Source organism: Psychroserpens sp. BH13MA-6 (assembly GCF_052983595.1).
Genome location: NZ_JBRJGE010000001.1, coordinates 529,281 through 541,305 on the forward strand (window position 1 = coordinate 529,281; position 12,025 = coordinate 541,305).

The window sequence follows — 12,025 nt, forward strand, 5'->3', positions numbered from 1 at the left end:
CTGCCTTTGAAGAAAACTTTCAAAAGTAAGTCCATAAAATTAAGGAGAAACTCTTCTTTTTTAAAATGAAGTTATGAACAGTTTTAAACAAAAAAAGTCAGCTGTTACCAGCTGACTTGATATTTAGTATATGCGCTTTTTTAGGACACAAGTTCTTCGTGTACTTTTTCGGTATTAATAGCCGATTGAATAGCATTTTTATGTTTAATTAGTAAAGAATCAATACTTGGCGGCAAATCTCTTTCTTTAAGTAACTCATTGTACTCTTCTAAACTTGCTTCCTCGCCTTTAATCGTCTCTTCGATAATGGCTTCTTCATTATTTGAGGAAAACATAGATTTTAGACTCATCCAATTGCGATGCATGGTTGCTTTAAAACTTCCTGAATCTTCAGGAGCTTCACCGTATTGCAGAATTTCTGTTCGCAATTCTTTTGCAAATTGGCTTCGCTCAGATGCACGACGCTTAAAAAACATTTTTAGCTTATCACTCTCTACGTGATCTATAGCATTTAAATACCCTTTTTCGGCATCATAGTTCTTGATTAATAATTCATTTAATTTATTTGAAATTTTTTCAGAATACTTCATAATCTCTATACATTTTTAAATTTCAATATCTTCTTTTAGGATGCATATTGTTTCACATCAACCATAATCAATATAATGAAAAATGTAAGAAAAATCTAACAAATTAACATCTTTAACAAAGCTTTATAGCTATTTAACAAAAAAGCAGCCCATAGGCTGCTTTTCATATATTTTATCATCTGCGAAATGTTACATATCGTCCAAGTAATCTGGTAAGCCGTCTGAATCTGTATCCAAGGCATCTGCTGGATCACCGTCTAAATTTGGATCTGCATTTTCAGCGATTGTCAACAATCCGTCATCATCGTCATCGGTATCGAGATAATTTGGTGTACCATCACCATCCGTATCACCTGGTTCAAATTGTGTGAATAACCCGTCACCATCGTCATCATTATCTAGATAATCAACATCATTATCACCATCTGTATCTAATGGGTTTCCATCGACATCTTGAGCTTCGTCAATCGTTAATATTCCATCACCGTCGTCGTCGTTATCTAAATAATTAGCGATACCATCATTGTCTAAGTCATCGTCATCCAAATTCCCATTTCCATTAAAATCTTCAAAATAATTTGGGATACCATCTGCATCATCATCGTTACAATCTAATTCATCCAAAACAGCTTGTATACTTCCATCTTCATCACCACAAATCTCTAATTGCTGCTCCAGATAAAATCTATAATTGTCACAAGCTGCAACATAATTACTGATGGTAGCATCCTCAAATTCCGTCTGAGCCAGCGTTCTATTTTGCGTGGCAAACGAACATCTGAAGTTACATACATTAAGCTCACCTATGAGTTGCGTTAGTTCTCCACTAATATCACCACAATAATCGCGTTGTACAATCAATGCTTCTCTGTAAGCGTTACACGCTGCTTCATATGCTTCTCTATTAATGTAACCCGTTGTGTCATATGATGCAATGTATGCAGCTCTAGCCTCAATGGACACAGCTTCGGTATCATCACAAGTAATCACTACGGCTGGTATGCTTCCAGAGATTAAAGGCACTTGGTAAAACACGCCTTCGTTGTAGCCAATAGAATTCAAACCAGAGTCATCAAAGGCTAAGAACTCGAAAGTTCCGGTAAATGTGTTATTATTTATTTCTTCAATTTTTACGAAACCATATTCTGGATAAATAGACACGTCTTCATCTGGTCTATTATTTGTGGTATAAACAGTACCATTGGCATCTACATATCTAGCTTCCATAGTTCCCCAGTCACCTACGATGTATGTTCCCACGGCAACCGAAGGCACTTTCAGTGTCACTGTTTCCACATTATTACCAGCTGTGATAGTCAAAAATCCATTGGCATCAATAGCGGCATTTGTAAATTCTGCTCGCCATAAACCATACTCTCTATTTCCTTGGAAACCAGGCGAGCTAAACTCAACCTCATCACCACAGCTTACTAAAGTCAATACGGTTAAAAAAAGAAGTATTAGTCTTTTCATTGCTTTATTTTTCGTCCTTCAGTGAGTCACTAAAGTATTTTTGGTTTAACATAACGTTTAATAACTCCCAAAAGTATAATAAAATTTCAATATTACTTAATTTCAAATAAAATGTTCAAAATTAAATAATTGTATTATCTTTGCACCCTCATTAATAATAGAGGTCGAGAACCTCACAAATTAATTACAAATATGCCTGTAAAAATTAGATTACAAAGACACGGTAAAAAAGGGAAACCTTACTACTGGATCGTAGCAGCAGATGCACGAGCAAAAAGAGATGGTAAATACTTAGAAAAATTAGGTGCTTACAATCCAAATACAAACCCAGCAACAGTTGAATTAAATGTTGATGGTGCTGTACAATGGTTACAGAATGGTGCACAGCCTACTGATACGGCCAGAGCTATCTTATCTTACAAAGGTGCGATGTTGAAAAACCACTTAGCAGGAGGTGTTAAGAAAGGAGCTTTAACTGAAGAACAAGCAGAATCTAAATTCAATGCTTGGTTGGAAGAAAAGGCAGCAAAAGTACAAGCGAAAGCAGATGGTCTTTCTGAAGCTCAAGCGAAAGCAAAAGCTGAAGCACTTGCAGCTGAAAAAGCAGTAAACGAAGCTAGAATTGCTGCGGCTACTCCTGAAGTTGAAGAAGCTACTGAAGACGCGGAAGCGCAAACTGAAGGTGAAGTAACAGCTTCAAACGAAGAAGAATAGAAATTATTTTTTATACTTTTAAACTCCGATACGCTTGTATCGGAGTTTTTTATTTGATATCTACTGTAATTCAAAACTAATACCTTAGCTTAAAACAATGGATAAAAAAGACTGTTTTTATTTAGGCAAAATCGTTAAAAAATATAGTTTTAAAGGCGAACTACTCATCAAGTTAGATACGGATGAACCAGAGCTTTATGAAGCTATGAATTCGGTATTTGTTGAAGTTCGCAACAACCTAGTTCCCTTTTTTATTGAATCATCCCAGTTACATAAATCAGAATTATTACGAGTTAAGTTTGAGGATGTAGATACTGAAGCCGATGCAGATTCACTTTTGAAAAGCGATCTTTATCTGCCGTTAGAATTTCTGCCTAAACTTGAAGATGATAAATTTTATTTTCATGAAATCATCGGCTTTAAAGTTGAGGATACGAATTTTGGTCATGTAGGTATCATTAAGTCTGTCAACGATTCTACCGCACAATCATTATTCGAAATTGATCGTGACGGTATTGAAATTTTAATACCTATGAATGATGAGTTTATTACCAAATTAGACAAACCGAACAAAATCATCTACGTAAACACGCCAACAGGATTGATAGACCTCTATTTAAATGACTAAACCGTTTAAATTCAAACAATTCTCGGTTCACCAAAATGACTGTGCCATGAAAATTGGAACAGATGGTGTTCTCCTCGGAGCTTGGACTTCCATTGAGCATCAACCAAATTCCATATTAGATATTGGTGCAGGCACTGGTATTCTCGCATTAATGATGGCGCAACGAAGTCAGGCTCAAGTCATTGACGCCCTAGAAATTGATGACAATGCGCACGCCCAATGTGTCGATAATTTTGAGCAATCTCCTTGGGGTGATTGCTTATTTTGTTACCACGCTTCATTAGAAGAATTTACTGAAGAAATTGAAGACCGATACGATTTAATTATTTGTAATCCGCCTTTTTATGCTGAAGACTACAAAACCCAAAACCTTCAGAGAGATTTAGCGAGGTTTCAAGATGCCATGCCCTTTGAACATCTTCTCAAAAGTGCTGCTACTTTGCTTTCTGAAAGCGGACAATTTTCGGTAATTATTCCCTTTTCAGAAGAACAAAAATTTCTTGAGCAAGCTGAAACTTTAGGGCTTTACCCATCCCATATCACTCATGTAAAAGGACGAGAGGCTACTCCTGTAAAACGAAGCTTAATAAGGCTTTCTTTCTCCAAAAGAAACGTAGAATTTAACGAACTCATCATAGAGACAGAACGCCATAAATACACCGAAGAATATATCAAATTGACTCAGGATTTTTACTTGAAAATGTCACATTAATATTGTTAAGTGAAAACGTTTTCGTTACTTTTGCTATCAAACAAAAATAAGACCTCAATACCTGATAAAACAAATGGTATTAAAGGATTAAAACATAGAGCAAAATGAAACCAGATTTATTCGAAGCACCTGATTACTATCAACTTGACGAATTACTTTCCGATGAGCATAAATTAGTGCGCGATGCTGCCAGAGATTGGGTAAAACGGGATGTGTCACCTATCATTGAAGAATATGCGCAAAAAGCAGAATTTCCAAAACAAATCATTGGAGGTCTAGCTGAAATTGGTGCATTTGGCCCTTATATTCCTGTGGAATATGGTGGTGCTGGTTTGGATCAAATCTCTTACGGATTAATCATGCAGGAAATTGAGCGTGGGGATTCTGGGGTCAGAAGTACGGCTTCTGTACAATCGTCTTTAGTGATGTATCCTATCTGGAAATATGGTACCGAAGAGCAACGTCAAAAATTCTTACCTAAATTGGCTTCTGGCGAATGGATGGGTTCCTTCGGATTAACAGAACCTGATCATGGTAGTAATCCTGGTGGCATGACGACCAATTTTAAGGATATGGGAGATCATTACCTTTTAAATGGTGCTAAAATGTGGATTTCCAATGCCCCTTTTTGTCAAGTTGCCGTGGTTTGGGCTAAGAATGAAGAAGGCCGTATTCATGGTTTAATTGTAGAGCGTGGCATGGAAGGATTCTCAACACCAGAGACCCATAACAAATGGTCGCTGCGAGCATCCGCAACTGGCGAATTGATTTTTGATAATGTAAAAGTTCCTAAAGAGAACTTATTGCCGAATAAATCAGGCTTAGGAGCGCCTTTAGGCTGTTTAGATTCTGCCCGATATGGCATCGCTTGGGGAGCCATTGGTGCTGCTATGGACTGCTACGATACCGCATTGCGCTACAGTAAAGAACGTATGCAATTTGGAAAGCCAATTGGGCAATTCCAATTGCAACAAAAGAAGCTAGCAGAGATGATTACTGAAATCACTAAGGCGCAATTATTAACATGGCGTTTGGGTGTATTGCGAGATGAAAACAAAGCAACTTCCGCGCAAATATCAATGGCCAAAAGAAATAATGTAGATATGGCCATCAATATTGCTAGAGAAGCAAGACAGATGTTAGGTGGTATGGGAATTACTGGTGAGTATAGTATTATGAGACACTCTATGAACTTAGAAAGTGTCATTACCTATGAAGGCACTCATGACATTCATTTATTAATCACAGGATTGGATGTTACTGGTTTAAATGCATTCAAATAAATTTCTAGCTGATATCAATTTTATACAAGCCTTTCCTTCGTGAAAGGCTTTTTTATGATTGATCTATAAGAAACCTTTATAAATCAAATTGCGTATATTTAGGTATGAGGAAGTGCAGCGTTTTTATTTTAATCTTGAGCATAATGACTTGTTGGTCATGCAGTACAAACAATGAATACCTTGCTGATGATATGACAAACACCATGGACATTGACACCATGGACATTGATCTAACGAGAAGTATCTTGAGTTTAGGAGACAGCTACACCATTGGTCAAAGTGTATGTGATACGTGTCGGTTTCCGGAACAACTAAAGAGGGCACTCGGGAATGTCACAGACTATACCATAGATCTTAATGTGATTGCACAAACTGGTTGGACAACCTCTGACCTTATCAATGCTATTGATAATCAAACTCTTGAATCAGATTACGATTTAGTTACCTTACTAATAGGAGTCAATAATCAATTTCAAAATGTGCCTTTTTCGGTCTATGAATCTGAATTCCCTGAACTTGTGCAAACCGCCATTGCAGCAGCAAATGGCAACAAAGACCGCATCATTATCGTGTCTATTCCTGATTATGCTTTCACCGTATTTGGACAAAATTTTGGTAATCCAGAAGAGACCTCTCAAGAGATTGATATGTACAATTCTTTTGCTGAAAATTATGCTTTACAAGAGGCAATTACTTTCGTAAATATTACGGATATCACGAGATTAGGATTAGAGCAACCTAGTTTGGTTGCTTCAGATGGGTTGCATCCCTCAGAGCTGGCGTACTCAAAATTTGTAGAGCGCCTCTTACCTTTTGCTATTCAAAAATTGCAATGACCTACTTGCCATTGGTAAATTCTGCTTATTTTAGATAAAAGTTTACGTATGTCTTCAAAATCGAGATTGAATAGAGCCTACAAGAATGCGAAAATTGTCAATTTTGACGATTCGAGTAAATTCATTCTATTCAGTGATTGTCATCGAGGTGATAATAGTTTTGCTGACGATTTTGCCAATAACCGAAATATTTATTTCCACGCTTTAAAATATTATTATGCGGAAGGATTCGACTATTGTGAGCTAGGTGATGGTGATGAACTTTGGGAGAACCTATCGTTTGATTCTATCTTAAACGCTCATAAAAACGTGTACTTACTCATGAAATTATTTCATGAACAGGAACGCTTGCATATGATTTGGGGTAATCATGATATGGTTTATCGCGATCCTAAATATGTAGAAAAACAGTTATCCACGTACTTTGACCCAAAAATTGGTGAGGACGTAGACTTGTTTTGCAACATCAGGTATCATGAAGGTATAATACTCAGACATACCGAAACAAACCAAGAACTTTTTTTGACTCACGGCCATCAAGCTGATTGGTGGAATTACCTGTTCTGGAAATGGAGTCGTTTTTTGGTTCGAATCTTATGGAAGCCTTTAAATGTGATGGGTATTGCAGATCCAACGAGTCCGGCAAAAAACTACAAAGAACTTATCAAAGTTGAGCGTCGTACTAAAAAATGGATTTCAGATAACAACAATCTTATTACGATCGTTGGACATACCCACAGACCTCGCTTTCCGGAACCTGGTGATATCGCCTTTTTTAATGATGGTAGTTGTGTCCACCCTCGAAGCATTACTGGCATAGAAATAGAACACGGCGAAATTTCACTTATTAAATGGCAGATTGCCACCACGGATGATGGTACCTTAAAGATTGTTCGGGTGTTGCTAGAAGGACCTCGAAAATTGGTTGATTATAAGACAGACTAGCTTTCAGGAGCCAATTCCACTTCTAAGCCTTCCATGTCGCTCGTTATTTGAATTTGACATCCTAAACGAGAATTCTCTTTGACATAGAAAGCTTCGCTTAGCATCGCTTCCTCATCATCTTGCATCTCTGGTAGCTCATGATCAGAAATTACATAGCATTGACAAGATGCACACATGGCCATACCTCCACAAATACCAATAGTGCCTTCTGGAGCCAGTTCATAGGAACGCACCACTTCCATCAGATTCATAGCCATATCTGTTGGTGCTAGTACCTCATGCTTGACACCTTCCCTATCGGTAATCTTTATTTTGATGTCTTGTTCCATTAATCAAACGCTTTTACAACCGCTTTTGGTGCTTCTTTACGCGTGCCATCAAAACCATCAACACCACTTACGGTAGTATATTTTAACACATAACGCTTACCTGGATTGATAATTTGATAGGCCGCTTGACACATGAGGGTTGCTTCATGAAACCCACAAAGAATTAACTTTAATTTTCCTGGATAGGTATTCACATCACCGATGGCAAAGATGCCGGGAATATTAGTTTGATAATCTAAAGCATTGTTCACCTTAATCGCGTTCTTTTCTATCTCCAAGCCCCAATTAGCTATTGGACCTAATTTTGGAGATAATCCAAACAAGGGTACAAAATGGTCACAAGCCTTTTTAAAAGTGTTAGCTCCGTGTTTCACGGTAACAGATGTAATTTTTTCACCACCATCCAAACCAATGACCTCAGCTGGTGTTATCAAATTGATTTTACCTGCATTTTTTAAATCCTGTACTTTCTCTACAGAATCCAAATGCCCACGAAATTCATTTCTTCTGTGGATAAGTGTTACTTCTTTTGCGACATCACTTAAATAGATACTCCAATCAAGCGCAGAATCACCACCACCAGCAATAACTACGGTTTTATCGCGATAGAATTCTGGGTCTTTAATCATGTATTCCACACCTTTATCTTCGTAATCGGTAATATTGTCGATCATGGGTTTCCTTGGTTCAAAACTTCCTAAACCACCTGCAATTGCGACCACAGGCGCCTGGTGTTTTGTCCCTTTATTAGTAGTTACTATAAAAGTACCATCATCTTGTTTATCAATCGTTTCGGCACGTTCTCCTAAAGTAAATCCTGGCTCAAACTGCTTGCATTGTTCCAAAAGTTTATCGGTAAGGTCGCCTGCCAAAATTTCAGGATAAGCTGGGATATCATAAATTGGTTTTTTAGGATATATTTCAGAACATTGTCCGCCAGGTTGTGGCAATGCATCTATTAAATGACATTTTAATTTTAGCAATCCCGCTTCAAAAACGGTGAACAGTCCGGTAGGTCCTGCTCCAATAATAAGTATATCTGTTTTGATCATAATCATTACCACCTCGATGGTTCTCTTTTAATTTGAAAACCTACAAACGTCATTAAAGTTTTGCAGGTCCTTTCACGAAACAAAGATCTCATAATACATCGTTTGTTTCTATGATAAATATCAGTTTGCGTGAAGGATTGAGCGACTTGTTTGAGCTCCTCATAGAGAGCGAGTCGTGAAAGCCTGACCCTTGTGGTCACGCCCAATTAAGCTTCAATATTAATCACTTGCTCGATTTGAGGCGCGTACTTTTTAATCGTCATTTCCACACCAGATTTAAGCGTCATTTGATTGACACTACAACCTACACAGGCGCCTTCTAATTGGACCTTTACCAACTTATCATCCTCAATGGACAACAAAGAGATATCACCACCATCACTTTGCAGGAAAGGGCGGATTTCATCCAATGCTTTCTCGACATTACGTCTTAATTCTTCTGTACTCATCTATTACTTCTTTACTGCTGAACACCCAGCCATGGTTGTTATTTTAATTGCTTCGGTAGGTGGTAAATTATCATTACGTTTAACAACTTCCTTCACCACATTTCGTGTAAGTTCTTCAAAAGATTTCTCTAAAGGCGTTGCCGTTTGTAAGGCAGCAGGCCTACCAACATCACCAGCTTCTCTAATACTTTGTACTAGTGGTATTTCACCTAAAAATGGCACATCCAAATCGCTTGCTAAGTTGTTAGCACCAGCCTTACCGAAAATATAATATTTGTTGTCTGGCAATTCCTCTGGCGTAAAGTAAGCCATGTTTTCAATAATTCCCAATACAGGCACATTGATGCTCTCTTGTTGAAACATCGCCACGCCTTTTTTAGCATCGGCCAGCGCGACATTTTGAGGCGTACTTACAACTACAGCTCCAGTGATTGGTAAGGATTGCATAATACTTAAATGAATATCTCCTGTTCCTGGTGGTAAATCGATTAGCATGAAATCGAGTTCATCCCAAGCAGCGTCAAATATCATTTGATTTAAGGCTTTGGCTGCCATTGGACCTCGCCAAACAACCGCTTGATCAGGTTTGGTAAAAAAGCCAATAGACAGAATTTTAACCCCATAATTTTCAACTGGTTTCATCTTAGATTTACCATCTACATTGACAGCTAAAGGTCTTTCAAATTCCACATCAAACATGATGGGCATGGACGGTCCATAAATATCGGCATCAAGAACCCCAACTTTAAATCCCATTTTTGCCAAGGTGACTGCCAAATTTGCCGTGACAGTAGATTTCCCTACACCTCCTTTACCTGAAGCCACTGCAATAATGTTCTTTATTCCAGGAATTGCTTTTCCCTTTATAGGGTTTGTCGTTGGTTTTTCAGGAGCATTAACCTTGACATTGACCTTGATCTTGGCCTTTTCATACACCTTGTCATGAATCGTTTTCATGATCTCCACTTCTGTTTTCTTTTTCGCTTGTAAGCTCGGATTGGATATCGTAATATCTACAACGACCTCATCTGCAAAAGTAACCACATTGGTCACGGCACCACTCTCCACCATATTCTTGCCTTCACCAGGCGCAGAAATGGTTTCCAAGGCTTTAAGTATGTCCTTTTTATTTAATTTCATAGCAATTTTTAAATCCTAGTGATTCTTTTTATTCAGAATCATTCTAAATGCAAATATACTGTGAATAGTTTAGAATTTGAAACGGTTTAATTGAAATGATTGATAACATGATTTACTAGAATTATAGTATAGTTCATCGCATTGAATACATGGTTTCAAATGATATAGAACATGACTTTTACGGTGTTTTATAAGGACTCTGAAGGGTCCCAAAATACCGCTTCAAAGTTCTGGATCTGATTATCGATTATGCTAATACCTTCGTTCTCCAACAATTGTTGCATCAGGTGAGTCCCTTCAAAATGATGTTTTCCAGTAAGTAGTCCTTTACGATTTACCACACGATGCGCAGGAACATCTTTTCCATGAGAAACATTCATCGCATAACCTACCATTCGAGCACTTCTCTTGGCTCCTAAGTAATTTGCAATAGCGCCATAGCTGGTGACTTTTCCGAAAGGAATCTGCCTTACGACATCATATACCCTATCAAAAAAATTGTGTGTCTCAGGGGTCATATTACAGCTCCATTAAAATATTGATAAAGGTTACACCTGCAACAAGGCCAGTGATGGTTCCGATAATGTAATTCATATTTTTCTGTGAGGTAAATTTCTTGTCCTTGACTTTATCAAAAAAGAAAATATAGACATACAGCATGACGAAAGTTCCAGTGCTGGCTCCAGAGCAATAAGTCACGATGCTCGTCACATCAAACGCGAACCAACCAAAAGAGGCAATGGTGATGGTCATATAAGCTTGATATGGAATTGGAAAGACATTAATCGCTGATAAAAAAATACCTTGAAAAAAACGGCTTTGCTTACTCTTAGCAAGTGGTTCAACATCTGGTTTTTGGGAAGACTTGGCTAACAACAAGAAATAAATAGTGATGAGCACAAAAATAACAAATGCCACACGTTGCAAAATCTCCACAACGCTTTGATGATTACTTAAATACCTTGCAAACATAGCAGCGATATAGGTTTGCAAAAACACGATAAAACAAACACCAACGGAAAAAATAATACCGCGAGCATATCCTTCCTTTAGACTAATCTTGGCAGCAGTCATATTCAATAAACCAGGAGGAATAACACCAATTAATGCTATGATCAGACCTAGAAAAAAAATGACTGTGATGTTCAAATCTACTTAATTTTAAACCTAATATACGTAATTGGTTTATTATGTTCTAGATATTGGGACTCATAGTAAGTTTGGATACTCGTAACTTCGTCAGGGCTTCCTTCTTGTTTATACACATTATGGTTGGCATAAAGTACTTCATGACCTTCGCCGTGAAGCAGTCCTAAAGTATAGCCATGCATGAATTCGCTATCGGTTTTTAAATTAACGATACCGTCCGATTTTAAAATAGTCTTATAGCGTTTTAAGAAATCAGAATTGGTCATTCTGTGCTTTGTTCGCTTATATTTAATTTGAGGATCTGGGAAGGTAATCCATATTTCATCCACTTCATTTTCCCCAAAAGCAAAATCTATCAGTTCGATTTGTGTCCTCAAAAACGCGGCATTACTAAGTTGTTCTTCAATGGCAGTTTTTGCGCCTCTCCAAAACCGTGCTCCTTTGATATCAATCCCTATAAAATTCTTTTCTGGATATTTTCGTGCTAACGCTATGGTGTATTCACCTCGTCCGCAACCTAATTCTAAGATTAAAGGCTTGTCATTTTTAAACACTTCTGAGTTCCAATTCCCTTTCAGCTTATAATTGGCATCCACCAATTCATGTCGTTTTGGCTGAAAAACGTTGGCAAAAGTTTCGTTTTCTTTAAATCGTTTCAGTTTATTTTTACTTCCCACTTGAAAAAATTAACAATTTCTTATTTTTACTGTTGACGCGGTAAAATT

General features: G+C 37.5%; 15 protein-coding genes. 6 read left to right on the forward strand and 9 right to left on the reverse strand.

Annotation, left to right across the window (positions count from 1 at the left end; translation table 11 throughout):
• Nucleotides 1-140: 140 nt before the first annotated feature.
• Together ACU8DI_RS02255 and ACU8DI_RS02260 are read right to left on the reverse strand one after the other, a co-directional pair.
• Nucleotides 141-590, reverse strand: coding sequence for a ferritin-like domain-containing protein (locus tag ACU8DI_RS02255; RefSeq protein ID WP_447111107.1), 450 nt, complete (start codon nt 588-590; stop codon nt 141-143).
• Between the two features lie 189 nt (nt 591-779).
• Nucleotides 780-2,063 carry a DUF6252 family protein gene (locus ACU8DI_RS02260; RefSeq protein ID WP_447111108.1) on the reverse strand — a complete coding sequence of 428 codons (1,284 nt, stop codon included), beginning with the start codon at nt 2,061-2,063 and terminating at the stop codon, nt 780-782.
• Between the two features lie 192 nt (nt 2,064-2,255).
• Between ACU8DI_RS02260 and ACU8DI_RS02265 the strand changes: the two genes are divergently transcribed.
• The 6 genes from ACU8DI_RS02265 to ACU8DI_RS02290 all read left to right on the forward strand — a co-directional run bounded on the left by ACU8DI_RS02265 (nt 2,256) and on the right by ACU8DI_RS02290 (nt 7,181).
• Nucleotides 2,256-2,777, forward strand: a complete 522-nt coding sequence (locus ACU8DI_RS02265) for a 30S ribosomal protein S16 (protein ID WP_447111109.1) — start codon at nt 2,256-2,258, stop codon at nt 2,775-2,777.
• Nucleotides 2,778-2,874: 97 nt separating this feature from the next.
• Nucleotides 2,875-3,405, forward strand: a complete 531-nt coding sequence (gene rimM, locus ACU8DI_RS02270) for a ribosome maturation factor RimM (protein WP_447111110.1) — start codon at nt 2,875-2,877, stop codon at nt 3,403-3,405.
• Nucleotides 3,398-4,117: a tRNA1(Val) (adenine(37)-N6)-methyltransferase gene (locus ACU8DI_RS02275; protein WP_447111111.1), complete on the forward strand. Its 720-nt coding sequence runs from the start codon at nt 3,398-3,400 to the stop codon at nt 4,115-4,117. Before rimM ends, ACU8DI_RS02275 begins: the two co-directional genes overlap by 8 nt.
• A gap of 104 nt (nt 4,118-4,221) precedes the next feature.
• Nucleotides 4,222-5,400, forward strand: coding sequence for an acyl-CoA dehydrogenase family protein (locus tag ACU8DI_RS02280; RefSeq protein ID WP_447111112.1), 1,179 nt, complete (start codon nt 4,222-4,224; stop codon nt 5,398-5,400).
• A 143-nt stretch (nt 5,401-5,543) separates the two neighbouring features.
• Complete coding sequence (locus ACU8DI_RS02285; protein ID WP_447111113.1) at nt 5,544-6,236, forward strand: SGNH/GDSL hydrolase family protein; 693 nt, start codon at nt 5,544-5,546, stop codon at nt 6,234-6,236.
• Nucleotides 6,237-6,284: 48 nt separating this feature from the next.
• Nucleotides 6,285-7,181 (forward strand): serine/threonine protein phosphatase, encoded by an 897-nt coding sequence (locus ACU8DI_RS02290; RefSeq protein WP_447111114.1) that lies wholly within the window; start codon nt 6,285-6,287, stop codon nt 7,179-7,181.
• Here the strand turns inward: ACU8DI_RS02290 and ACU8DI_RS02295 are convergent.
• The 7 genes from ACU8DI_RS02295 to trmB all read right to left on the reverse strand — a co-directional run bounded on the left by ACU8DI_RS02295 (nt 7,178) and on the right by trmB (nt 11,977).
• On the reverse strand, nt 7,178-7,510 hold the full coding sequence (locus ACU8DI_RS02295) for a ferredoxin (RefSeq protein WP_447111115.1): 333 nt from the start codon (nt 7,508-7,510) through the stop codon (nt 7,178-7,180). The genes ACU8DI_RS02290 and ACU8DI_RS02295 overlap by 4 nt on opposite strands.
• Nucleotides 7,510-8,562: an NAD(P)/FAD-dependent oxidoreductase gene (locus ACU8DI_RS02300; protein ID WP_447111116.1), complete on the reverse strand. Its 1,053-nt coding sequence runs from the start codon at nt 8,560-8,562 to the stop codon at nt 7,510-7,512. The genes ACU8DI_RS02295 and ACU8DI_RS02300 overlap by 1 nt, the downstream gene beginning before the upstream one ends.
• 206 nt (nt 8,563-8,768) lie before the next feature.
• A complete protein-coding gene (locus ACU8DI_RS02305) occupies nt 8,769-9,011 on the reverse strand; it encodes a NifU family protein (RefSeq protein WP_447111117.1) in 243 nt (80 codons plus the stop codon).
• 3 nt (nt 9,012-9,014) lie between these two features.
• Nucleotides 9,015-10,151, reverse strand: a complete 1,137-nt coding sequence (locus ACU8DI_RS02310) for an Mrp/NBP35 family ATP-binding protein (protein ID WP_447111118.1) — start codon at nt 10,149-10,151, stop codon at nt 9,015-9,017.
• 188 nt (nt 10,152-10,339) lie between these two features.
• Nucleotides 10,340-10,669 carry an MGMT family protein gene (locus ACU8DI_RS02315; RefSeq protein WP_447111119.1) on the reverse strand — a complete coding sequence of 110 codons (330 nt, stop codon included), beginning with the start codon at nt 10,667-10,669 and terminating at the stop codon, nt 10,340-10,342.
• Nucleotide 10,670: 1 nt separating this feature from the next.
• The gene (locus tag ACU8DI_RS02320; protein ID WP_447111120.1) at nt 10,671-11,300 is read right to left on the reverse strand and encodes a lysine transporter LysE; all 630 of its coding nucleotides are present in this window, start codon (nt 11,298-11,300) and stop codon (nt 10,671-10,673) included.
• 2 nt (nt 11,301-11,302) lie between these two features.
• Nucleotides 11,303-11,977: a tRNA (guanosine(46)-N7)-methyltransferase TrmB gene (gene trmB / locus ACU8DI_RS02325; protein WP_447111121.1), complete on the reverse strand. Its 675-nt coding sequence runs from the start codon at nt 11,975-11,977 to the stop codon at nt 11,303-11,305.
• Between the last annotated feature and the right edge of the window lie 48 nt (nt 11,978-12,025).